The following is a 23,859-nucleotide window of genomic DNA, read 5'->3' as shown; positions in this document are numbered from 1 at the left end:
CCGGCATTCAATGTTCCTGCTGACGGCAGCGCTGACAATAAAGAAGATTACCTACTGACTTTTGACGGACAGGAATCTCTTACTTATCTTCTTCTGGATCCAGCTTCCGGAACTGCTCTTCCTGATCAGACACAGACACTTGAACTTACGGATGGTACCTGCAAAATCGATGCACACATGTTTGACCATGATGCGCTGATCTTCGATAATCAGATTGAAAAAGCCGGCATTGCTTTCCCGGATGGCACTCCATATCTGGAGCTTACCTGCCATCGCTTCCCGAACTTCGGCATCTGGTCCGTACCTGGTTCCTCTTTCGTATGCCTGGAGCCATGGATGGGAAGATGTGATGACTGCGGATTTAAAGGTGACCTTTCAGAAAAGGCAAATATCAATGTATTGAATGTGGATGAGATTTTTAACGCCTCCTATGAGATAAAAATTTATTAATTTTTTTCACTTCTTCTGATAGTTGTGCTATAATGTTGGGTAGCATTTGTCCGATGGTTAGCCAGATGCAGATTGCCGGAAATGGCAGTCGTATTGTGAGCTGCATAAATCAGTAACACAATATGTTTATAACCATACGAAACAACTAAACAGGAGGAAATTCCCATGACAAAAGAAGAATTTCAGAAGCTGACACAGAATGTGGTATTGCTTGACGGTGCTACCGGTTCTAATCTGATGGCATCCGGTATGCCGAGGGGAATCTCTCACGGAAGCATCGATCATGGATCACAAAGCGGTTCTGCAGAATCTTCAGAAAGCTTATGTAGAAGCAGGAAGCCAGATCGTATATGCCCCTACTTTTGGCGGCAACCGTTACAGTCTCGGACTTCACGGATTGCAGGATAAGCTTGAAGAGATGAACCATGCACTGGTAAATATTTCCAGAGAAGCCGTAGGACACAGCGTCTATGTTGCCGGTGATATTACCACAACCGGAAAGATGATGGAGCCTGCCGGTGATCTCACTTATGAGATGGCATACGAAGCATACTGTGAGCAGATCAAGGTTCTTGAGGATGCAGGTGTTGATCTGATCGCTGCGGAAACTATGATCAATATCGAAGAAACTCTGGCTGCACTGGATGCCGCCGCATCTGTAAGTTCTCTTCCTGTAATGTGTACAATGACCGTAGAAGCTGACGGAAGCATTTTCAGCGGAGGGAATGCTGTGGAGGCTGCGATTGCCCTTGAGGGTGCAGGTGCCGTAGCAGTTGGTATCAACTGTTCTGTAGGACCTGACCAGCTGGTATCCGTTGTCCGCAATATCAAAGAGAACGTATCTATTCCTGTCATCGCCAAGCCTAATGCGGGCATGCCGACAATCGATGAGCAGGGTAATGCCATTTACAACATGAATGCACAGAATTTCGCAGAACATATGAAGATTCTGATTGAGAACGGTGCATCTGTCGTCGGAGGATGCTGTGGCACGACTCCGGAATTTATCAGAGAAGTAAATAAAATTCTCGGCAGATAAACAGGCATAATAAAAGCACATGAGTAGAATATGAGAGGTCTCTCATTTTCTGTCATGTGCTTTTTATATTGCAAAACAATCTGTTATTTCACTTTAATTGCCTTTTTGGGACACATTTCCTGGCAGCAGAAACATCGGATGCATTTCTTATAGTCGTATACCGGTGGTTTGTCTTTTCCCTTTCGGAAATCTACGGCTTTACCCGGAACCGGACAGCTCTGTACGCAGATTCCACAGCGAACGCATTTATCAGCTTCTATATATGGCTTTTTCTGGAAAATATTTAATGCTCCGGCCATTCTCGTCCAGATATTCTTTCTCACTTCTGTACGATCTACATTAAATTGGGGATTCCCATACCTTTTTACTGCCTCTGACATGGAGATTTCTCCATCCGGAGTAAGAAGAGTAATCTCCTCTTCTTTCCATGTTCCAAGCCCCATTTTCTCACCATGATAGTTTGTCGGAACCATCTCTGGTTTCAGATAGACCAGACGGCTGAATACGCTATCCAGCGCAACAGGATCTGTGGACATAAGCATTACATTCATCTGAACAGGATCTCCTGAGCCGGGGCCGTTTCCTTCCATCGCTACAATACCGTCCATCACATACAATTTCGGGGCAACACATTTGTCCAGATCAATCAGCATTCTGGCAAAGCTGTCCGCACTCGGGTACTGTGTGTGACCTTTCGCTTTGTGAAAGCCATACACAAATCCATAACTATTCTTAACCGCACCTGTGATTCTCTCCAGGGCATGAGTTTTCATTTTACTTAGAGAAATCACGCAGTTCTGCTCCAGCAATTCCTTTGGCAGAATAAATTCTTTTGCCTGAATTCCCTGCGGGTAGTCCACTTTTATCCCCTCTGAATAGTCAATCGCCGGAATCTGATATTTTTCCAGATAAGTATCCATTCCTGTTCCGCGAATCACTGCCTGTGTCGTCCCATGTCCGCAGGAATCAGCAAGAACGATCTGCTCATATCCATTTTCTCTCAGGATTCTGGCGAACGCACCAACCACTACCGGATGCGTGATAACTGCCTTCTCCACTTCCGCTCGTTTCAGCAGATTGGGTTTCAGCAGAATCTTCGCATCTTTTGGAATCAGAGCTTCCACTCCACCCACCAAATACAGTCCCTGCTTCAATAATGTATAAACTTTTTCCTCATCATATTCTCCGCAAGGAAGTAATACTACTTTACTTTTCATTAATCTTCTCCTGGGACAGATCAACCTGCCTCAGTGCTTTTCTTACTGGCAGAATACATGCCGGAACGACTGAAAGGCAATCAACTCCCATTTTCAGGAATTCTTCTGTCAGAGCAGTATCAGCTGCAAGTTCTCCACAGATACAGACACGTTTATTCTCCGCATGTCCCGCTTCAACGACCATTTTGATCATACGCAGTACTGCCGGATGATGGTCATTGTATTTATTTCTCAGCAACGGATTCTGTCTGTCCATCGCAAGCGTATACTGACTCAGGTCATTCGTTCCCAGACTGAGGAAATCCACTCTTCTGGCAAGTTCCCGGCTGATCATTACTGCAGCCGGTGTTTCGATCATAATGCCCGTCCTGATATTTTTATATGGAATTCCTTTCTCCTCCAGCCCCTGGACAACTTCCCGGATAATCGCCTCGATCTCATCCATCTCTTCCTCCGAAGTGATCATCGGATACATCAGCGCCAGATTTCCATAAGCACTTGCCCTGAAAATCGCACGAAGCTGTGCCTTAAACATCCTCTTTCTGTCAAGGCAGAGACGGATTCCTCTGTTTCCCATGATTGGATTCGTCTCATCAGGAATGTTCAGGTATTCTGCCTGTTTATCAGCTCCCAGGTCTGCAGTACGGATCACTGCCAGCCTGTCACCCATCGTCTCCGCAATTTTCTTATATGCCAGAAACAGTTCATTCTCACGAGGATAATTCTCTCTTCCAAGATACTGAAACTCACTTCGCAGAAGCCCAATTCCTGCAGCGCCATAATAAAGAACACTGTTTAAATCATCCATGTTTCCGATATTGGCATAGATTTCAATTCTTCTGCCATCTTTTGTAACATCTGGCTCCTCTCTTAATTTCAGGAGTTCTTCCCGTTCTTCCATATCGGCCTGCCTGCGGATCTCATATTCTTTTCTTACTTCTTCATCAGGATTAATATACAGACATCCTGTATATCCGTCCACAATCCCCTGTTGTCCATCCCATTCTGAATCCGTATCAATCTCAATCAATGCCGGAATATTCATGGTCTTTGCCAGAATCGCAGCATGGGAAATATCGGAACCATGGTGTGTAACGATCGCCATCAGTTTATCTTTATCCATCTCCATCAGTTCCGTCGGCGTGATACTCTCTGTGACAAGAATCACTGGCTCATCACCAAGATCGATTCTCGGGGAAATACCCCCAAGTTCACTGATCAGACGGTCTGAAATCTCACGTATATTTTCCAGTCTCTCCTTGATCGCAGGCTCCTCCAAAGTTCGAAAAGTAGAAACCATCTCATCTCTTGTAGTCATTACTGCATAGGCAGAATTTACTTTTTCATTCTGAATGATACTCTCAATCGCACGCTGGAAAGTCTTTCCATCCAGCAGATTCTTTTGCCGGAGGAAAAGTTCCGCCTGGGATTCCTGAATCGTGCAGTTTTTCTCATAAAGTTCCGTCAGCTGTTCCATCACTCTGGCACGCGCCTGGCGGAAAACATTCAGTTCTTCCCTGACATCTGTGATCTCATATTGATGTATCTGATATTCACTCTTGTGGTAATAGAGTATTTTACCGATGGCGATTCCGGAAAAGGCACCGGTTCCCTTGTAAATATCCATGTTAAACTCCTTAGTCGCAGGCAGCCTTAAATTCAGTCCAGTTCTTCTGATACTGTGCGTCTGCGTCCTGGCTTACATTCTGGACGATCTCGCCCTTTGTAACGTCATCCGGAACTACCAGATCCGGATTTACCAGTTCATCTGCTGCTTTATTTGTACTGTAATATCCGATATACTCTGTGCATTTTGCCGCAACTTCCGGCTGCATGATATAATCCATAAAGGAATATGCTGCATCCTTATCCGGTGCTTCACTCGGAATAAACATTCCCATAATTCCAAATCCAAGTCCTTCTTCCGGATATACTACCTTCAGGTCCGGGTTCTCTGCGAGAGCTGCCGTTACCTGAGAAGTATAAAGAAATGCAACACTTGCCTCTCCGTTAAGAAGTGCATTCTGTGTGTTGTCATCCTGAATCAGACGTACATTCGGAGCAAGCTCCAGAAGCTTCTCTCCTGTTTTCTTGATCACGTCTACGTCCTCTTCATTCATGCTCTCTCCCATGGAAAGCTGAGTGATACCATTGATCACACGATAATTGGCAGTCAATGCAATGCTATCCTCCAGAGACAGATCCCAGAGATCTTTATATCCTTTAATATCAATATCTACCTGCTCCGGATCATAAACGATCAGAGGAATACCTGCTCCATACGGAACTGTGTATTCATCATCCGGGTCATAAAACTGTCCCTGATATAAAGGATTGATATTTCCGATATTCTCCAGAGAATCCTTATCCAGTTTCTCAGCCAGTCCGTCTGAAATGGCAGTTTCCAGAATATAATCATCTGCGATTACAATATCGTAATCACCGCCTTTTGCCATGGAGAGTTTCTCAAGCATAGTTTCGTCCGTATCAAAGTTTGAATAGACAACCTTAACACCTGTCTCTTTTTCAAAATCGTCCAGAACTTCCTGTGGGAACATTCCTTCCCATGTAAAAAGTACAAGTTCTTTATCATCTCCTGCATCCTTAAATCCGGTAAATACAGATCCGGCCATTAATGCACACATTACTACTGCAAGTACTCTTTTTTTCATAAACAGTCTCCCTTCTTATGCCCTGCATTGTTGTCTGTAGCAGCCCCAATCCGCCTTCCACTGTATCGGCAGACAGCGGCTATCCTTTTTTACTTTGCTTTTACTTTTGTCCAGAGTTCTGCAAATTTCTGCTTGATCTTTGGTTGCTGATAAGCAAAGATTTCGTTATTCGGGTTGGTTGTATCCGGAATATAAGAACTGATTCCGGCATAGTCCCCCTCCTTCATTGTTTCAAAAGCACTCTTCACTGTAGAAGTATACCCTACTTCTTCCGTATTGGAAAGAGCAGATTTATCACTGATCATAAAATTGATGAATTCATGGGCAAGCTGTACCTCGCTGCAGTCCTTTGTGATAACCATTGCATCGTACCATCTGTTGGTTCCCTGTTCCGGCGTAAAGTAGTCCAGATTCGGGTTTTCGCTGATAATGTAAGATGCGTCTCCGGAATACACAACTGCCAACGCTTTGTTTCCTGAAATCATGTTGTCGATCACATCATCCCCTGCATAGATCGGATCCATAGTGTCACGCTGATCAATCAGCCACTGATAAGCCTCCTCAATCTCAGCTTCATTTGTAGTATTCATAGAATACCCAAGTGCTTTTAATGCTATCATAAAGGAATCTCTCTCAGAATCATACATGTAAATATTTCCTTTATATTCAGGATTACACAGAAGATTCCATCCATCTTTCAGGTCAGCCTCATTTACTACTGTCTTATCATAAAGGATTCCTACTGTTCCCCAGAAATATGGACAGGAATAACGGTTGCCCGGATCATAGCTCTGGTTCATGACATCATTCAGCAGATTTTTCTTATTCGGAATTTCCTTCCAGTCAAGTGCCTGCAGATATTCTTCTTTGATCAGTCTCTCAATCATGTAATCAGACGGAATCAGCACATCATAAGTCTCACCGCTTGAAAGCTTGGTATACATCATCTCATTTGACTCAAAAGTCTCGTATACAATGGTACAATCATACTCTTTCTCGAAATCTTCGAGCAGGGAAAGATCCATGTACTCTCCTGCATTGTAGACTTTCAGCACATGAGTGGACTGTGCCACGAATCCCCATTTGATCAGCCCTGCCGTAACAGCAACAACCAGAACTACAGAAACAGTTTTTACTGCTTTCCTGTTCAGCTTCCTGGCTTTATTCTTAAACTTCGGAAGCAGATTGGCTAAAAGCAGTACCACGATGATGACTACGATCACAATGGTTGACAAAGCATTGATCGTTGGATTGATACGCTTTGTCATATTATATACAACAATAGAGATATTCTTTACACCATTTCCTGATACGAAATAGGAAATAACGAAATCATCAAATGACATGGTGAATGCAAGCAGTGCGCCTGCAAAAATACCCTCTTTGATCATCGGCACGATAACCTTTGTCAGAGCCTGAAAAGGAGTTGCCCCAAGGTCCATGGCAGCATTTGCCATATTCGGATCCAGAGCCCTTACCTTCGGATAAACGCTGGTAATTACATACGGAGTACAGAATGCGATATGTGCCAGCAGCATAGTCAGATACCCTTTTCGAAATCCCAGAGAAGAGAACAAGAGCATCAGACTGATTGCAGTTACGATCTCAGGATTCAGAATCGGTATATTATTAATATTCAAAAGCAGTTCCTTGATTACCTTCTTTGATTTGGATAAACCGATCGCTGTAATGGTTCCAAGTATTGTAGAAACAATGGTCGCAATGATCGCAATGGTAACAGATACATAAACTGCCTTAATTACTTCCCCATTACCGAGAAGTTCCTGATACCAGCGCAGGGAAAAGCCTGTAAATCTGGTCAGTGACTTGGATGAGTTAAAGGAAAATATCATCGTCACCAGGATTGGCAGGTAAAAGAAAGCAAGGCAGAGTACTACATATAACATTGAGAAAAATTTATTATTACGTTTCATGCCGTCCTCCCTTATTCATCTTTATCCATCTTCTTCATCAGGCTCATAAAGATCAGAATGAGCACAGCCAGAATCAGAGAAATCGCACTTCCGAAGTTCCAGTCGCCAACAGAGATAAACTGAGACTCGATCAGGTTACCGATCAGCATGTACTGTCCGCCTCCGAGAAGTTTCGGAATAACGAATGTGGAAATAGACAGCAGGAATACCATCATGATTCCATTGAGCACGCCGGGGATGGACAATTTCCAGATAACCTTTGTGAAGGTCTGGAATTTATTTGCTCCCAGGTCATAGGCAGCCTCGATAAAGGATTTGTCCATTTTGCTCAGGGATGTATGGATCGGGATGATCATAAACGGCATAAAGTTACAGACCAGGCCAACCACTACGGAAAAGTCCGTATACATCATTGTCACCGGAGAAATCCCCAGTAATCCAAGCAAATGGTTAATGATACCATTGTCTGACAGCAGGTTCATCCATGCATAAGTACGCAGAAGCATATTGATCCATTCCGGAATAGTTACCAGCAGGATCAGAAGACTCTGGGATTTCTCCGGACATTTGGAAATAATATATGCCAGAGGATAGCCAAGTCCCAGACAGATGACCGTCGTCAGGATTCCAAGCTTAAAAGACTTGAAAATAACGCTCATATAAGTAGCTTCCAGGAATTTGCGGAAATTCTCCAGAGTAAAGGAGAACGTCAGCACTTCGTTTCCATCTTCTGTAAATGCATATAATGCGATCAGTATCAGCGGGATGACAATGACCACAAATGCCCACACAAGATATGGTTTGATAAGATTTCTGTACTGTTTCATCAGTAGCTTCCCATCTTACACATAACATGGATGTCTTCAGGCCCGAATTTCAGTCCCACTTCCCTTCCGACTTCCGCATAATCTGTGGTATGAACCATATAAGTACGAAGCTCTTGTTTCGATCAGGATTTCATAATGCACGCCCTTGAATGTAATATTGCGCACAATTCCCCTGATCTTTGCCTGACCGGGATCTACGATATCCAGATCCTCAGGTCTTAACACAACTTCGATCTCTTCATTATCCTCAAATCCCTTATCCACACATTCAAACTCAAATCCGTCAAAAGCAACCAGATAATCGCGGATCATGGTTCCCTCGATAATATTGGATTCACCGATAAAGCCTGCAACAAAACGGTTTTCCGGCTCATTGTAGATATCTGTAGGAGAACCGATCTGCTGAATCTCACCGTTATTCATAACAACAACCGTATCTGACATGGACAGGGCTTCTTCCTGGTCATGGGTAACATAGATGAAAGTGATGCCTACTTCCTGCTGAATCTTCTTTAATTCTACCTGCATCTGTTTACGGATTCTTTGCATCCAGTGCACCCAGGGGCTCATCTAAAAGCAGGACCTTCGGCTCATTTACCAGAGCTCTGGCAATGGCCACTCGCTGCTGCTGGCCACCGGAGAGCAGAGTTACATCTCTTTTCCCAAAGCCTTCCAGACCAACCATCTTCAGCATACGCTCCACCTTCTGGGCGATGACAGTTTTATCGACCTTCTTCAGGTTCAGCCCGAAACCGATGTTCTCTGCCACATTTAAATGAGGAAAAAGAGCATACTTCTGAAACACAGTATTAACCTCTCTCTTGTACGGGGGAAGCTTGGAGATCTCAATTCCGTTAAACAGTACTTCTCCGTCACTTGGTTCTTCAAAGCCTGCAATGATTCGAAGGGTGGTTGTCTTTCCACATCCGCTGGGTCCCAAAAGTGTCAGGAATTCCTTTTCATAAATATCCAGATTGATGCCGCGCAAAACCTGCTGATCATCAAAATTCTTGGTCAGATTTTTTAACTCAATCAGTTTGTTCATCATCTTTTCCTTCCTCTGAATGTATTCTGTTTTTTCTCTGTTTTTTATAATCCGGCTGTTCCAAAAGCATCTGCCGGCTGTTCAGAATGTTCCTAAAAGCTATAACAATTACTTTTTCTTCTTTGTTATCAGTGAATAAACAATAAAAATAACCAGTGTAGCTGCCAGCAATATGGTACATAACGCATTGATTTCCGGCGTCACTCCTGTTTTCAGCTGTGTGTACACCTTGATCGGCAACGTAGACAGACGCGGTCCGTTTACAAAGATACTTATTACCACATCATCCATGGACATGGCAAACGCAAGCAGCGAACCTGAAATTACAGCCGGCATAATTAAGGGCAGCGTAATATCCCGGAAAGCCCTGAACGGTCCTGCACCCAGATCCCTTGCCGCCTCTTCCAACGCAGGGTCCATTCCCGCCAGTCTTGCCTTCACTTCCATCAGAATATAAGGCACACAGAATATCGTATGACCTATTAACAGTGTCAGCATGCCAAAAGGCAGGTTCAACATATAAAAGAATGCCATCAGCACCATACCAAGGATGATCTCCGGTATCATTAACGGCAATATGGAAATGTATTCCAGTGCACCTTTTGACTTCCAGTGAATCCTTGACAGGCCAACTGCGCCCAGAGTACCGATCACTGCACTAACCAGACAGCTTAATACCCCAAGGATCAGACTGTTTACCAGTGCTTCCAGCATTGCTCTGTCATGGATCAGTTCCTGATACCATTTCAGGGAAAAGCCTGTAAATTTCACCGGCAGTTTGGATTCATTAAATGAGAAAACGATCACTACTGCAATAGGGAGATACATCAGGAAGAAAATCAGCCCCATATAAAATCCGGCAAATCTTGAATTCTTTTTCATCCGATTCCCTCCAGTTCTCTGGCATTTGTCACTTTCCTGTAGATCATGATCAGTACAGTTGTAAGTACCATCATCACCACAGCAAGTGCTGCTGCAAATGGCCAGTTACTTCCTCTTGTCATCTGATCCTGGATCAGGCTTCCGACAAGTACCACTTTATTTCCGCCCAGGATATCTGCAATAAAGAACAGTCCCATGGATGGCACGAAAGTCAGGATCACACCCGAAAGCAACCCGGGCAGTGTAAGCTTCAGTGTTATGGTAAAAAATGCCTGTATTCTGGATGCACCAAGATCTCTGGCAGCCTCCACATAAGACCAGTCCAGCTTCTCTGCGCTGGAGTATACAGACATAATCATAAACGGGAGTAGCACATAAATCATACCGATCACAATTGCCGGATAGCTGTACAGGATGGACAGCGGTTTCTCAATGATCCCGAGTTTTATCAATACAAAATTCAAAAGTCCTTTTTTCTGCAGAATAATGATCCAGCCATACAGACGAATCAGGGAATTTACCCAGAACGGTGTGGACAACAGAAGCTGTGCCTTTTTCTTTCTGTGCTCCGGCAGCCTCGCCATGAAATACCCGAACGGATAGCCGATCAAAGCGATCACTATCGTACTGGTAAATGCCAGCTTCAGTGATTCCACAAATGTATTCAGGTATACAGGTTCCAGAATATTTCTGTAATTGTCCAGCGTAAATTTCCAGGTCACCCCAAATCCTCTGGACGGCGTAGCAAAACTAAGCGCCACCATATAGATAAGAGGGCATACCACAAACACAATGGTAAAAATGTACAGTGGAAGTGCCATCCATGCAGAACTGTCAGAACGGCTTCTACGCTTCTTCATGAATATCCTCCCTGTCTACCAGTACTGCATCTGCCGGCAGGAAACTGCATCTTACTGTCTGGCCTTCTGCTACGGATGCGTCGATTCCGTATCTGCTGGCAATCAATTGTGTACCATCGCTCAGCTTCAGGGTTACACGAAGCTGACCTCCTGCAAAGTTCTTCTCTGTAACAGTCGCCTGTAAGCCCGATATACTATTCGTATCATGTATATCCGAAATCCCACCTGCCATACTTATATCAACAATGTCTCCGTTATCTGTACCGGTATCACCGATTGCGGCAGCTTCCTGTAACAATACATTTTCACTTCTCACAGCCAGAGTTACGTTCTCTCCTGCTGTAAGGTGCTGTTTTGCCCCTGTATCCTTTGTATCCTGCTGACTTGCTTCAAGCTTTACAATTACCTTGTCATTTCCAATTTTTACGATTGCATTCTGTCCCTGAATACTCTCTGCAACTCCATGCAGGATATTCGCATTTCCTACAAATGTTGCCACATAACTGGTCTTTGGATGATTATAGATCTCATCCGGTGTTCCGATCTGCTCTATACGTCCGTCCCTCATCACCGCGATCCTGTCAGACATATTGATAGCTTCTTCCTGATCATGAGTGATATAGATAAATGTAATTCCCAGTTTCTTCTGCAGATGCTTCAGTTCTATCTGCATCGCACGGCGAAGCTGCAGATCCAGTGCTCCCAGCGGTTCATCCAGAAGCAATACTTTGGGATTATTCACCAGTGCTCTCGCAATGGCAACTCTCTGTTTCTGACCGCCCGAGAGTTCGGAAGGCTTTCTTTTTTCATATCCTTCAAGCTGAACCAGTTCCAGCATCTGAGAAACTTTTTTCCTGATCTCACTCTTAGGAACTTTTTTCAGCTTCAGACCATAGCCAATATTCTCCGCAACATTCATATGCGGAAAGAGCGCATAATTCTGAAATACCGTATTCACATCCCTCTGGTTCGGCTCCAGACCTGTCACTTCCCTGCCGTCCAGCCAGACACTTCCTGCATCGGGCTGTTCCAGACCGGCAATGATTCGCAGCGTTGTCGTCTTGCCGCATCCCGAAGATCCCAACAAAGTAATAAACTCTCCTTTACTGATCTCAAGACTGATATTATCCAGAACTGCTTCGCCTTCTGTAAAACTTTTCTTTATCTCTTTCAGTTCAAGTGAAATCTCTGCCAACTATACTCAGCTCCTTTCATGTAAAAAAGTTACCAACTAAAAAAGATACAAAACCACGCGTAAAAGCTCTCGCCCCTACATCGGCTTATGCCAATGCTGACGCCTGTTACAGTGCCAGTCTCTGCATGGTTTCGCATCTGTATATGTCCATTTTTCCAATTATAGATATATCCGGTCCGTCCTGTTCCATCCAGTCTGCGGGCACTCCTGACCATGATGTCCACATAAGAAAACCGGAAATCAACCATTCTTCTTGATAGATTCCCGGTCATTATTTATTTGGTATAATCCAAAAGTTATATTAAAGGATAGGCCCGAGATTGTCAAGTAAATTTCTCTTTACAATCATTTCAATTCCTACCGGCAATTTTAAGGTACTCACCATACGAACCTCCATAAAAACATAAAAAATCCACTATACTCTGCTTTTCAGTATAGCGGATTTTCTATAAAATTACAATTGCCCAATATCTTTCAAGCTGAAAATGAGACTCGAACTCACGACCCCTTCATTACGAGTGAAGTGCTCTACCGACTGAGCTATTTCAGCTTATGCTGTAATCTGTCAGAAATTGATAATTCTGACAGCCACAGCATTTAGTTTATAATATTATTTCTTCTCTGTCAAGTCCTTTTTGACCGGTATTTTCTCCTCCGTTTTATTCACTATTTGGGGTGCTTCTTTTGTCACCTTTTTCGTCACCGGTTTCACTGCAGTTTTTACAGCTGCTTTTGTTTTCCCGGCAGCCTTGCGTACAGTTCTTGTCTTGGTAATGGATTTCTTGATCTGGCCATGCTCGGCAGCGGGCTTTTTCTCTGTTTCTTCCGGAGTGCAGGTAAAGACTGCCACACCAAGTGCCGGAAGCTTTACTGTGATGGAATACTCTCTCTCATCACACTCAGCCTTCTTCGCTGCTTTCACTCTCGTATTTACTACACCATTACCACCGTACTTTTTATCATCACTGTTAAAGATTTCTTTATATTTGCCGGCAAAAGGAACTCCCACATTGTAGTTTTCATATGGAATTGCCGCGAAATTGCAAACAGCCAGAATAGTTTCTTCCGGTTTCTCTGTCTTTCTCATGAATGCGATCACATTCTCCTCATACTTCATCAGCTGAACCCATTCAAATCCATCATATTCATCATCCAGCTGATAAAGTGCAGAATGAGCAAGATACATATTATTGAGGTCTTTGACACATAATTCCAGTTCTTTCGGCATATCTTTGTCCGGTGCCATCATCTTGCATCCCGGATGAAGCATCATATAAGCATAAGCCTCTCTGATCTGCGCATTCTTCTGTTCTTCACTTCCCGGCAGCCTATCTGCGAAATCCTTCAATGTACCAACATCCCTGCTGCCAAGGGTCAGAATATAATGTTCACAGTATGCATAGAGCATGGACATGGTCAGCTGATCATGGTAATTCTTTCTCTCAATAGGATCCTTGCTCAGATATTCAAGCAGATCTTTTGTCCATCCACCACTCCATTTATAGTCAAATCCCAGATGGTCATTTCCCACACTGTCTGTCAGCTCCGGCCAGAGTCCGTTCTCCTGAGCAACTAAAAGCAATCCGGGATTTCTCTCCTTTATCACAGAATTCAGATGCTTCAGAAATTCCAGAGCATCCAGGTTTTCATTGGTTCCGTAAATATTAGGTGTCCACTCTCCCGGATTTCTGCCATAATCCAGATACAGCATGGCATCCACATCATCCATACGCAGACCGTCAGCATGGTAAACCTCAGCCCAGAAGCAGGCATTGGAAATCAGAAAATCCTTAACCATCGGGCTTCCGTAATTATAGAGCAGTGTTCCCCAGAACGGATGAATCGCCTCTGCCGGATTCTGTCTCTCATAAAGAGGTGTTCCGTCAAATTTCTCCAGACCGGAGGCATAACGTGGAAACTGTGCAGGTGTCCAGTCCAGGATCACACCGATCCCCGCCTGATGCAGCTCATCTACCAGCTTCTGAAAATCCGCCACGCTTCCAAATCTGGAAGTAGGTGCATAATATGCATATGTAGAATAACCACCTGTAATATCATCCAGGTATTCCATCACAGGATGGAGTTCCACATGGGTAAAATCTTTCTCTGCCAGAAATTCCACCAGTTCCTCAGCAGATTTCCATTCCTCCAGAGATGTTTCGTATATAGAAACTGGCTGTTTCCTGTCATCAAATCTGTGACGCTCTTTCATCCAGTCTCCGTCATTCCACTGAAAAGCACTTACATCTGCTACCACAGATGCTCCCTCAGAATCATACTCTGCACTGTTCCCATAAGGATCAGCCTTTAACAGAACTTCGCCACCCTTAACTTTAATTTCATATTTATAATGTGTTCCTGCTTCTACGCCCGGAACAAACAGCTCAAAGATACCGGACATAGGCATACGATGCATAATGGTTGCACGTCCGATCCATCCATTAAAATCACCTGCAATATTTACACTCACTGCGTTCGGAGCCCAGACAGCAAAAAGAGTACCTTTCACTCCTTTAATCTCCATAGGATGCGCACCCAGCTTCTTATATGCCTCATAATAAACACCTGCGCAGAAAGCCTTCTCCTCTTCCTCTGTGATCTGGCATGGAAAAGCATAGGGATCATAACATTCTGTCTCTGTCTCTCCCATTTTTATAAGGAATCTGTATTCCGGCACCTTGCGTACAGGAAGCAATACTGCAAAATATCCGGCCTCGTCCTCTTTCTCGCAGGCATAGGTTTTCTTTCCGCTGATCACACTGACTTCTTCTGCATCAGGAAAAAATCCCTGAATAAGAACTCCGTCCTGTGTGATCCTTGGTCCCATCACATCTCTGGGAGCAGTTTCCTCTCCATACACAATAGCTTCAATTCTCGGCCAGTCCATATAGCCGTATACTTTTTCGTCCATAGCTGCGTTACCTCCCCGATTGTCAGAAATATGATGATCGGTTACTCTTACCGGCAGCGTATTTACGGTACATTAAACGTCACCTGTAAACAATAACAAATCAAGTTATGTTTATTTTAGCATCTTTGCACAAAAAAATAAAGAAAATTGTTTGACAAATTCCCTTTCCTGCGCTAAATTTATGTTATTAACCATGGAAGGAATCTTGTTCCGGATACTATGCTTCTTTCCATCACAACAAGGAGGATACAAAATGGGAAACAAAGCCTTTGACGTAACCGCATTAGGCGAATTATTGATTGACTTTACTGAAAACGGCATCAGCGCACAGGGAAATCCTATGCTGGAAGCCAATCCGGGCGGTGCTCCATGCAATGTGCTTGCAATGCTTGAGAAGCTTGGCAAAAAAACTGCATTCATCGGCAAAGTCGGAAACGACATGTTCGGAACCCAGCTTAAGAATGCCGTAGAGGAAGTAGGGATCGACACCCGCAACCTTGTGATCGACAACGAGGTACACACAACACTTGCCTTTGTACATACTTATCCTGACGGAGACAGAGATTTCTCCTTCTACCGTAACCCGGGTGCAGATATGATGCTCACCAAAGATGAAATCCAGGAAGACCTGATCAGAGATTCCAGAATCTTCCACTTCGGAACTCTTTCTTCCACTCACGAGGGAGTACGCGAGGCAACCCGCTATGCCATCGACGTTGCAAAGGAAGCCGGATGTATTGTCAGCTTCGACCCGAACCTTCGTCCGCCATTATGGAAATCTCTGGATGACGCAAAGGCAGAGATCGAATACGGCCTTGGCAAATGCGATATTCTGAAAATCTCAGATAACGAAGTTGAATTCCTCTTCGGAACTACAGACTACGACAAAGGTGCCGCACTTCTGAAAGAGAAATACAACATTCCGCTTATCCTTATCACACTTGGAAAAGACGGAAGCCGCGCTTACTACAAAGATATGAAAGTGGAAGCTGCTCCTTTCCTTCAGGAAAAGACTATCGAGACAACAGGTGCAGGCGATACCTTCTGCGCAAGTTCCTTAAACTATGTTCTGGAACATGGTCTGGACAATCTGACAGAAGAGAACTTAAAAGAACTGCTCACATTCGCTAATGCGGCAGCTTCTCTTATTACTACACGCAAGGGTGCTCTTCGCGTTATGTCCACCAAAGAAGAAGTTCTTGACTTTATGAAATCAAGAGGATGCTGATTGCGAATATCCGCTTGATCATCCAAAACTTTGAAGAAGCCCTCTGGCACCGCCAGACCGGGCTTCTTTTTTATCCTAAAAATAAAAGCAAAAATATCTCCCGGCAATTGAAAATCTCAATTGGCCAGGAGATATTTGAAATATATACATCCTTATTATAATTCAACGATCATTATAAAAATACTGAACCGTTAGCTTCTAACTTACTATTTATTTTACCACACGTACTCTTGATACGCCTTCGATTGCTTTCAGTTCATCCAGTGCTTCTTTGGATGCTGTGCTTTCCAGATCGATCAGAGTATAAGCGTATTCGCCTTTACTCTTATTTGTCATATCTGCGATGTTCAGGCCTTCTGCACCGAGAATCTTGGTGAACTGACTGATCATGTTCGGGATATTTTTGTGGCAGATTGCGATACGTCCTACTGCTACGCAGGTTCCCATATCACAGTTCGGGAAGTTTACAGAGTTCTTGATGTTTCCGTTCTCAAGGAAATCTCTTACTTCTTTCACTGCCATTACCGCACAATTTTCTTCGGATTCCTCTGTGGATGCTCCAAGATGTGGAGTTACCAGAATTCCGGCATGACCTGCTACGGTATGGTTTGCAAAGTCTGTCACATATTTCTTCACTTTTCCGCTGTCTAATGCTTCGATCAGAGCATCCTCATCAACCAGAAGATCGCGGGCAAAGTTCAGAAGTACTACGCCGTCTTTCATCTTGTCTAATGCTTCTTTGTTGATCATCTGTCTTGTGCTGTCAAGAAGAGGTACATGGATGGTGATATAATCGCACTGGGAATAAATCTCATCCAGGCTCTTGATATGTTTGATAGTGCGGGAAAGATTCCATGCAGCATCAATAGAGATGTACGGGTCATATCCGTATACTTCCATTCCAAGAGCAGATGCAGCGTTTGCTACCATTGCTCCGATTGCACCAAGGCCGATGATACCAAGTTTCTTACCCATGATCTCGCAGCCTGCGAACTGCTTCTTCTGTTTCTCGGCAAGTTTGTCAATGTCCTCTTTGTCTTTCTCTTTGGCAACCCATTCGATACCGCCGACGATATCACGGGATGCAAGGAGCATACCTGCGAGAACAAGTTCCTTAACGCCGTTTGCATTGGCACCCGGTGTGTTAAATACTACGATACCTTTCTCTGCGCAGTCTTTGACAGGAATGTTATTGACACCTGCACCTGCACGTGCGATTACTTTTACGCTCTCCGGAAGTTCCATATCATGCATCTTAGCACTTCTTACAAGGATGGCATCGGTTCCTTCCAGTTCTTCTGTTTTCTTATAGTCTTCATCAAATAATCCCAGACCTTTTTCTGCGATGGGATTCAGGCAATGATACTGAAACATTATGCATTCTCCTCCTCAAACTTCTTCATGAAAGCAACCAGTGCTTCTACACCTTCTTTTGGCATAGCGTTGTAGATACTTGCACGCATACCGCCGACTGTACGATGTCCTTTTAAGTTTACAAGTCCTGCCTCTTTTGCTTCTTTTACAAATTTGGCATCCATATCCTTGTCACCTGTTACGAATGGTACGTTCATAAGAGAACGGTCTTTTGCTACGACTGTTCCTTTGAAGAGTTTGCTCTGATCCAGATAATCATAGAGGATCTTTGCTTTCTCTTCGTTGCGTCTCTTCATTTCTTCCAGACCACCCATTTTCTTCAGCCATTTGAAGACTTTACCGCATACATAGATGCAGTAGCAGTTCGGTGTGTTGTAAAGAGAACCTGCATCAGCCTGTGTTTTAAATTTCAGCATAGTTGGGGTGCCTTCCAGAACATCGTCTGTAATCAGGTCTTCGCGGATAATGGAGATTACCATACCCGCAGGTCCGATGTTCTTCTCAACACCGCCGTAGATGATTCCATATTTGGATACATCAACCGGCTCAGATAAGAAGCAGGAAGAAACATCTGCTACCAGAGTTTTTCCTTTTGTGTTCGGGAGTTCTTTGAATTTTGTTCCGTAAATTGTGTTGTTTTCACAAATGTATACATAGTCCGCATCCGGGCTGATCGGCAGATCGCTGCAGTCAGGAATGTAAGAGAATGTCTTATCTTCGGAAGAAGCGATCTTGTTTGCTTTTCCATATTTCTGCGCTTCCTGATATGCTTTCTTTGCCCACTGACCTGTAACAATGTAATCAGCAACTTTATTCTTCATGAGGTTCATTGGAATTGCAGCAAACTGCTGGGAAGCTCCGCCCTGAAGGAATAATACCTTGTAGTTATCCGGAATCTTCATCAGGTCGCGCAGATCCTGCTCTGCTTCGTCGATGATTTTCTGGAAGTCAGCGCTTCTGTGGCTCATTTCCATTACAGACATACCAGTTCCCTGATAGTCCATCATCTCCTCTGCAACTTCTTTTAATACCTCTTCCGGCAGTACAGCCGGTCCTGCGGAAAAATTATACACTCTGCTCATTGTTTTTCATATCCTCCTCATCAAAAATATCATCAATGCTTGCGCCTGCCGGTACCATCGGGAATACGCTGAGATCCTGATCGATCATACAGTCAAGTACGATTGGTCCCGAACATGCAAGTGCTTCTTTCAAAGCAGGTTCCACTTCATCCATGGTAGTGATACGGATTGCCTTCGCACCCATAGCCTCTGCCAGTTTTACAAAATCAACGGAATCATTTAAAATTGTATGGGAATATCTGTGGTCGTAGAACAATGTCTGCCACTGACGCACCATTCCAAGTACATGGTTATTAAGTACGATTTCAATCAATGGTTTGCCGCAGCGGACTGCTGTGGCGATCTCATTCATATTCATACGGAAGCATCCGTCACCTGCGATATTTACTACCGTCTTGTCCGGTCTTCCCATCTTCGCACCGATTGCCGCTCCAAGTCCATATCCCATCGTTCCTAATCCACCGGATGAAAGGAATGTTCTTGGTTCTTTATATTTGAAATACTGAGCTGCCCACATCTGGTTCTGGCCTACTTCTGTAGTGATGATCGCGTCACCTTTTGTCAGCTCGTAAAGTTTCTCGATAATGTATGGACCTGTCAGCTGGGAATGATCATATCTTAGCGGATATTTCTCTTTCAGTTCGCTGATATGTGCTGTCCACTCCGGATGTTTCATCTCCGGGAGTTCTTTCAGGATTCGTTTCAGAACTTCTTTCTCATCTCCTACGATACTTGCATCTACGATAATGTTCTTATTAATCTCCGCAGCATCTACATCGATCTGGAGAATCTTTGCATTCTTAGCGAAAGTCTTTGTATTTCCTGTGACACGGTCGCTGAACCTGGCTCCCAGAACGATCAGAAGGTCACACTCGGAAACGCCGAGGTTTGATGCTTTTGTTCCATGCATTCCAAGCATTCCTGTATAGAAAGGATCTTCGCCGGAAAATCCACCTTTCCCCATAAGGCTGTCACATACCGGAGCATCGATTTTGTGAGCAAGTTCTGTCACTTCTTTGGATGCCTCGGAGATAATTGTTCCGCCGCCTGTGAAGATGAACGGTTTCTTTGCATCTTTGATCATCTGGACTGCTGTTTCGATGTCCTTATCTTTGATTGTATCTACTTTTGGTGTAATGGCTGCCGGAGTGCAGGCATTGTATTCATATTTCGCGCCTGTCACATCCTTTGTCACATCTACAAGTACAGGACCCGGGCGGCCGCTCTTTGCAATATAGAATGCTCTGCGGACAGTATCTGCCAAAGTTGTAATGTCTTTTACGATAAAGCTGTGCTTTGTGATCGGCATTACGATTCCTGTAATATCAACCTCCTGGAAAGAATCCTTTCCGAGAAGCGGGGTTCCTACATTACATGTGATTGCCACCATTGGTACGGAATCCATGTATGCAGTAGCGATTCCTGTTACCAGATTGGTAGCTCCGGGACCGGAGGTTGCGAGACATACACCGACTTTGCCGGTAGCTCTTGCATATCCGTCTGCCGCATGGGAAGCTCCCTGCTCATGGGAAGTCAGTACATGTGTGATCTGGTCTTTATATTCATAGAGGGCGTCATATACATTCAGGATGGCACCGCCCGGATATCCGAATACAGTGTCAACGCCCTGTTCTTTTAAACATTCAACGATGATTTCAGCGCCTGTAAGCTGCATCTTTACGTATCCTCCTAACTTTTCAGGCAGGAATCACAGGTTATGCTGCAATTCCCGCCGGGTACTTGTTCATCTTTATTTTGCTTTTGGTACCTCAAGGATTGCTCCTCTGTTTCCGGAGGTTACCATTGCAGCATATCTTGCAAGATATCCTGTTGTTACCTTTGGCTTGCGAGGCTGCCATTTTGCTTTTCTTGCCTGCATTTCTTCATCAGAAACCTTGATCTCCAGTTTCAGTTCCGGAATGTTGATGCTGATGATATCGCCCTCTTCAACAAGTGCGATCGGTCCGCCGACTGCTGCTTCCGGTGATACGTGTCCGATGGATGCTCCTCTGGATGCACCGCTGAAACGTCCGTCTGTGATCAGGGCTACTGAAGATCCCAGTCCCATACCTGCGATTGCAGATGTAGGATTCAGCATCTCTCTCATGCCAGGGCCGCCTTTCGGTCCTTCGTAACGGATAACTACTACGTCACCCTCTACGATCTTGCCGCCTTTGATAGCTGCGATTGCGTCTTCCTCGCAGTCAAAGACTCTTGCAGGTCCTTCATGGACCATCATCTCTTCTACAACTGCAGAACGTTTTACAACACCGCCGTCCGGTGCAAGGTTACCTTTAAGTACTGCAAGTCCGCCTGTCTGGCTGTATGGATTGTCGATTGGTCTGATAACTTCAGGATTTAAGTTTACACAGTCTTTGATGTTCTCGCCTACTGTCTTGCCTGTGACTGTCATGCACTCAGTATGAAGGAGTCCCTTCTTATTCAGTTCGTTCATAACTGCGTATACACCGCCTGCTTCGTTCAAGTCTTCCATATATGTTGGGCCTGCAGGTGCAAGGTGGCAGAGATTCGGAGTCTTTGCGCTGATCTCGTTTGCAAAGCTGATATCAAAGTCCATTCCGATCTCATGAGCAATAGCCGGAAGGTGAAGCATACTGTTTGTGGAGCATCCAAGTGCCATGTCTACTGTCAGGGCATTGAGGATTGCTTCTTTTGTCATGATGTCTCTTGGACGGATGTTCTTTCTGTACATTTCCATAACCTGCATACCTGCGTGTTTTGCAAGACGGATACGTTCGGAATATACAGCAGGGATGGTTCCGTTTCCTTTCAGACCCATACCAAGAACCTCTGTCAGACAGTTCATGGAGTTTGCTGTGTACATACCGGAACAGGATCCGCAGGTAGGACATGTTTTCATTTCACATTCTGTCAGGCCGTCCTCATCAAGTTTCCCTGCTGCGTAAGCACCTACTGCCTCGAACATACTGGAAAGGCTTGTCTTGTGTCCGTTCAGATGTCCGGCAAGCATCGGGCCACCGCTTACAAATACAGTAGGAACATTCAGTCTGGCTGCTGCCATCAGAAGTCCGGGTACGTTCTTGTCACAGTTTGGAATCATTACCAGTGCATCAAACTGATGTGCCATTGCCATAGCTTCTGTGGAATCTGCGATCAGATTCTCTGGTGACAAGAGAATATTTCATTCCAACGTGTCCCATTGCAATACCGTCACATACTGCGATTGCCGGGAACATAACAGGTGTACCGCCTGCCATTGCCACACCAAGCTTAACTGCCTGTGTGATCTTGTCAAGGTTCATATGACCCGGTACAATTTCATTGTAAGAACTTACGATACCTACCAGAGGTCTGTCCATTTCCTCTTTTGTCATTCCAAGAGCATTAAACAGGGAACGGTGAGGTGCCTGCTGTGTGCCTGTTTTTACTGCATCACTTCTCATTGTTTTATTTCCTCTTTTCTTACTGTTTTATTTATTTTTTAATGATTCAACCGGAATTCCTGACCCCGTAATCTGCCTGCGCCGGCTGAATCCTCTTAATATCAATTCTTACAGAGCTGCTGCGATCAGATCGCCCATCTCTTTTGTTCCTACAAGTTTGCATCCCTCTGACATGATATCGCCTGTGCGGTATCCCTCTGTCAGGACTTTCTGTACTGCTGCTTCCACTGCATCTGCTTCTTTATCCATGTCAAGGGAGAAACGGAGCATCATTGCTGCGGAAAGGATGGTTGCGATAGGGTTTGCCTTATCCTGTCCTGCAATATCAGGTGCAGAACCATGGCTTGGCTCATAGAGACCGAATTTTGTTTCATTTAAGCTTGCAGAAGAAAGCATTCCGATGGAGCCTGTTACCATACTTGCCTCATCTGAAAGGATATCTCCAAACATATTCTCTGTAAGGATAACATCGAACTGTTTCGGATCACGTACAAGCTGCATTGCGCAGTTGTCAACCAACATATGCTCTAAGGTAACATCCGGATAATCTTTGGCAACTTCCTCTACCACTTTTCTCCAGAGTCTGGAAGAATCCAGAACATTTGCCTTGTCTACGCTTGTCACTTTATTTCTTCTCTTACGTGCGATCTCAAATGCTTTGATGGCAATACGACGGATTTCGTTTTCGTTATAGGAAAGTGTATCAATTGCTTTCTTCACACCGTTCTCTTCAATTGTCTGACGTTCTCCGAAATACAGACCGCCTGTAAGCTCACGTACAATGATCATGTCAAATCCGTCTCCGATGATCTCATCGCGGAGAGGGCACGCTTTTCTCAGCTCATTGTAAAGGTAAGCCGGTCTTAAGTTTGCAAAAAGATTTAATGCCTTACGGATTGCAAGAAGTCCTGCTTCCGGGCGTTTGGACGGCTCAAGCTTATACCATGGAGAAGTTTTTGCATCTCCGCCAATAGAGCCCATCAGTACGGCGTCTGATGATTTGGCAGTGGCAATTGCCTCATCAGTAAGGGGTACGCCGTGTACATCGATGGATGCACCGCCTAACAGAACTTCTGAATAGGAAAAGCTGTGTCCATATTTCTCGCATACCTTGTCCAGTACTTTCTTTGCTTCTCTTACGATTTCCGGTCCGATTCCGTCGCCGGGGATCAATGCAATCTTATAATCCATAATAATTTCCTCCAAAAATACTCTAATTGCGTAATTGTTATTATAATAACGCACTTTCCGACAGATTTCAACCTATTAAAGTGAAAAAATATAAAAGTGTTTTTTTCCGGACATTTTATTATAAAAAAAGCAGAACCACAGTCATCACTGACTATAGGTTCTGCTTTTTTATATCTCTTTCATTATTCGGCAGCGCTTCCGGCTTTTTCGACTTCAGCGATTGCCTGTTTTCTCATTGGAATACGGCAGTTTTTGTTATTACCGAATTCTACGATCACATCTTCTTCTGTCATGTCAATGACAACTCCATAAAAGCCGCCGGTAGTAACAATGCTGTCGCCAACCTCCATGTCATTTAACATTGCCTGAAGTCTCTTCTGCTCTTTTTTCTGAGGGCGAAGCATTAAGAAGTACATAATTCCAAACAGTACTACCATCCAGACAATAGCGCCAACCATACCCATTCCGCTTGATGCGTCCATTTTGATTCCTCCTGTAACTTATCCTGTTATTCTGCATATTTGCAG

At 44.3% G+C, this 23,859-nt stretch carries 17 protein-coding genes, 1 tRNA gene and 2 pseudogenes; 3 read left to right on the top strand and 17 right to left on the bottom strand.

The genetic code is table 11. The features are described 5' to 3' along the window. Both AC058W_RS04800 and AC058W_RS04795 read left to right on the top strand, forming a co-directional pair. On the top strand, positions 1-450 hold a 450-nt coding region (locus AC058W_RS04800; protein WP_479389774.1), incomplete at its 5' end, for an aldose epimerase family protein. A gap of 283 nt (positions 451-733) precedes the next feature. Next, positions 734-1,489: a homocysteine S-methyltransferase family protein gene (locus tag AC058W_RS04795; protein WP_479389773.1), complete on the top strand. Its 756-nt coding sequence runs from the start codon at positions 734-736 to the stop codon at positions 1,487-1,489. 83 nt (positions 1,490-1,572) lie between these two features. On the opposite strand, the gene AC058W_RS04790 is transcribed toward AC058W_RS04795, so the two are convergent. From AC058W_RS04790 to glgB, 11 genes and pseudogenes are all read right to left on the bottom strand, one after another. Then, the gene (locus tag AC058W_RS04790; protein WP_294435814.1) at positions 1,573-2,706 is read right to left on the bottom strand and encodes a DUF362 domain-containing protein; all 1,134 of its coding nucleotides are present in this window, start codon (positions 2,704-2,706) and stop codon (positions 1,573-1,575) included. Then, positions 2,696-4,333: a phosphoenolpyruvate--protein phosphotransferase gene (gene ptsP, locus AC058W_RS04785; protein ID WP_118410578.1), complete on the bottom strand. Its 1,638-nt coding sequence runs from the start codon at positions 4,331-4,333 to the stop codon at positions 2,696-2,698. Before ptsP ends, AC058W_RS04790 begins: the two co-directional genes overlap by 11 nt. Before the next feature lie 10 nt (positions 4,334-4,343). After that, positions 4,344-5,378, bottom strand: coding sequence for a polyamine ABC transporter substrate-binding protein (locus AC058W_RS04780; RefSeq protein WP_294435810.1), 1,035 nt, complete (start codon positions 5,376-5,378; stop codon positions 4,344-4,346). An 89-nt stretch (positions 5,379-5,467) separates the two neighbouring features. Continuing rightward, positions 5,468-7,312 (bottom strand): extracellular solute-binding protein, encoded by a 1,845-nt coding sequence (locus tag AC058W_RS04775; RefSeq protein ID WP_118410580.1) that lies wholly within the window; start codon positions 7,310-7,312, stop codon positions 5,468-5,470. 11 nt (positions 7,313-7,323) lie between these two features. After that, positions 7,324-8,139, bottom strand: coding sequence for an ABC transporter permease (locus AC058W_RS04770; protein WP_022381260.1), 816 nt, complete (start codon positions 8,137-8,139; stop codon positions 7,324-7,326). Beyond that, positions 8,139-9,187, bottom strand: a pseudogene (potA, locus tag AC058W_RS04765) (spermidine/putrescine ABC transporter ATP-binding protein). Before potA ends, AC058W_RS04770 begins: the two are co-directional and overlap by 1 nt. 105 nt (positions 9,188-9,292) lie before the next feature. Continuing rightward, positions 9,293-10,066: an ABC transporter permease gene (locus tag AC058W_RS04760; RefSeq protein WP_118410581.1), complete on the bottom strand. Its 774-nt coding sequence runs from the start codon at positions 10,064-10,066 to the stop codon at positions 9,293-9,295. Beyond that, positions 10,063-10,926, bottom strand: a complete 864-nt coding sequence (locus tag AC058W_RS04755) for an ABC transporter permease (RefSeq protein WP_118410582.1) — start codon at positions 10,924-10,926, stop codon at positions 10,063-10,065. The genes AC058W_RS04760 and AC058W_RS04755 overlap by 4 nt, the downstream gene beginning before the upstream one ends. After that, positions 10,913-12,121, bottom strand: a complete 1,209-nt coding sequence (locus AC058W_RS04750; protein ID WP_118609555.1) for an ABC transporter ATP-binding protein — start codon at positions 12,119-12,121, stop codon at positions 10,913-10,915. Before AC058W_RS04750 ends, AC058W_RS04755 begins: the two co-directional genes overlap by 14 nt. Before the next feature lie 477 nt (positions 12,122-12,598). Continuing rightward, a tRNA-Thr gene (locus AC058W_RS04745) sits at positions 12,599-12,671 on the bottom strand. A gap of 60 nt (positions 12,672-12,731) precedes the next feature. Further along, the gene (glgB, locus tag AC058W_RS04740) at positions 12,732-15,032 is read right to left on the bottom strand and encodes a 1,4-alpha-glucan branching protein GlgB (protein WP_118609556.1); all 2,301 of its coding nucleotides are present in this window, start codon (positions 15,030-15,032) and stop codon (positions 12,732-12,734) included. Positions 15,033-15,285: 253 nt separating this feature from the next. Here glgB and AC058W_RS04735 point away from each other — a divergent pair, with 253 nt between their 5' ends. Continuing rightward, positions 15,286-16,260: a carbohydrate kinase family protein gene (locus AC058W_RS04735; RefSeq protein WP_019161988.1), complete on the top strand. Its 975-nt coding sequence runs from the start codon at positions 15,286-15,288 to the stop codon at positions 16,258-16,260. A 210-nt stretch (positions 16,261-16,470) separates the two neighbouring features. Here AC058W_RS04735 and AC058W_RS04730 read toward each other — a convergent pair whose 3' ends face one another. The 6 genes and pseudogenes from AC058W_RS04730 to yajC all read right to left on the bottom strand — a co-directional run bounded on the left by AC058W_RS04730 (position 16,471) and on the right by yajC (position 23,814). Further along, positions 16,471-17,634, bottom strand: a complete 1,164-nt coding sequence (locus AC058W_RS04730; protein WP_118516430.1) for a phosphoglycerate dehydrogenase — start codon at positions 17,632-17,634, stop codon at positions 16,471-16,473. Next, positions 17,634-18,716, bottom strand: coding sequence for a 3-phosphoserine/phosphohydroxythreonine transaminase (gene serC / locus AC058W_RS04725; RefSeq protein WP_479389772.1), 1,083 nt, complete (start codon positions 18,714-18,716; stop codon positions 17,634-17,636). The genes AC058W_RS04730 and serC overlap by 1 nt, the downstream gene beginning before the upstream one ends. Further along, positions 18,700-20,391 carry a biosynthetic-type acetolactate synthase large subunit gene (ilvB, locus tag AC058W_RS04720; RefSeq protein WP_118609557.1) on the bottom strand — a complete coding sequence of 564 codons (1,692 nt, stop codon included), beginning with the start codon at positions 20,389-20,391 and terminating at the stop codon, positions 18,700-18,702. The genes serC and ilvB overlap by 17 nt, the downstream gene beginning before the upstream one ends. 75 nt (positions 20,392-20,466) lie before the next feature. Further along, positions 20,467-22,141 (bottom strand): annotated as a pseudogene (gene ilvD / locus AC058W_RS04715) (dihydroxy-acid dehydratase). Between the two features lie 108 nt (positions 22,142-22,249). Then, positions 22,250-23,332 (bottom strand): 3-isopropylmalate dehydrogenase, encoded by a 1,083-nt coding sequence (gene leuB / locus AC058W_RS04710; protein ID WP_008703487.1) that lies wholly within the window; start codon positions 23,330-23,332, stop codon positions 22,250-22,252. A gap of 182 nt (positions 23,333-23,514) precedes the next feature. Continuing rightward, positions 23,515-23,814, bottom strand: coding sequence for a preprotein translocase subunit YajC (gene yajC, locus AC058W_RS04705; protein WP_117844208.1), 300 nt, complete (start codon positions 23,812-23,814; stop codon positions 23,515-23,517). Between the last annotated feature and the right edge of the window lie 45 nt (positions 23,815-23,859).

It is taken from the genome of Blautia sp. CGZ-1-C1 (assembly GCF_056504575.1).
The sequence above is the reverse complement of the archived record's forward strand: the minus strand, read 5'-3'. Positions and strand labels throughout refer to the sequence as shown.

Bases quoted from the DNA above. Each gene is read 5' to 3' on its own strand.
- AC058W_RS04795 (WP_479389773.1), top strand. From the start codon at position 734: ATGGATCACAAAGCGGTTCTGCAGAATCTTCAGAAAGCTTATGTAGAA.
- AC058W_RS04790 (WP_294435814.1), bottom strand. From the start codon at position 2,706: ATGAAAAGTAAAGTAGTATTACTTCCTTGCGGAGAATATGATGAGGAA.
- ptsP (WP_118410578.1), bottom strand. From the start codon at position 4,333: ATGGATATTTACAAGGGAACCGGTGCCTTTTCCGGAATCGCCATCGGT.
- AC058W_RS04780 (WP_294435810.1), bottom strand. From the start codon at position 5,378: ATGAAAAAAAGAGTACTTGCAGTAGTAATGTGTGCATTAATGGCCGGA.
- AC058W_RS04775 (WP_118410580.1), bottom strand. From the start codon at position 7,312: ATGAAACGTAATAATAAATTTTTCTCAATGTTATATGTAGTACTCTGC.
- AC058W_RS04770 (WP_022381260.1), bottom strand. From the start codon at position 8,139: ATGAAACAGTACAGAAATCTTATCAAACCATATCTTGTGTGGGCATTT.
- AC058W_RS04760 (WP_118410581.1), bottom strand. From the start codon at position 10,066: ATGAAAAAGAATTCAAGATTTGCCGGATTTTATATGGGGCTGATTTTC.
- AC058W_RS04755 (WP_118410582.1), bottom strand. From the start codon at position 10,926: ATGAAGAAGCGTAGAAGCCGTTCTGACAGTTCTGCATGGATGGCACTT.
- glgB (WP_118609556.1), bottom strand. From the start codon at position 15,032: ATGGACGAAAAAGTATACGGCTATATGGACTGGCCGAGAATTGAAGCT.
- AC058W_RS04735 (WP_019161988.1), top strand. From the start codon at position 15,286: ATGGGAAACAAAGCCTTTGACGTAACCGCATTAGGCGAATTATTGATT.
- AC058W_RS04730 (WP_118516430.1), bottom strand. From the start codon at position 17,634: ATGTTTCAGTATCATTGCCTGAATCCCATCGCAGAAAAAGGTCTGGGA.
- serC (WP_479389772.1), bottom strand. From the start codon at position 18,716: ATGAGCAGAGTGTATAATTTTTCCGCAGGACCGGCTGTACTGCCGGAA.
- ilvB (WP_118609557.1), bottom strand. From the start codon at position 20,391: ATGCAGCTTACAGGCGCTGAAATCATCGTTGAATGTTTAAAAGAACAG.
- leuB (WP_008703487.1), bottom strand. From the start codon at position 23,332: ATGGATTATAAGATTGCATTGATCCCCGGCGACGGAATCGGACCGGAA.
- yajC (WP_117844208.1), bottom strand. From the start codon at position 23,814: ATGGACGCATCAAGCGGAATGGGTATGGTTGGCGCTATTGTCTGGATG.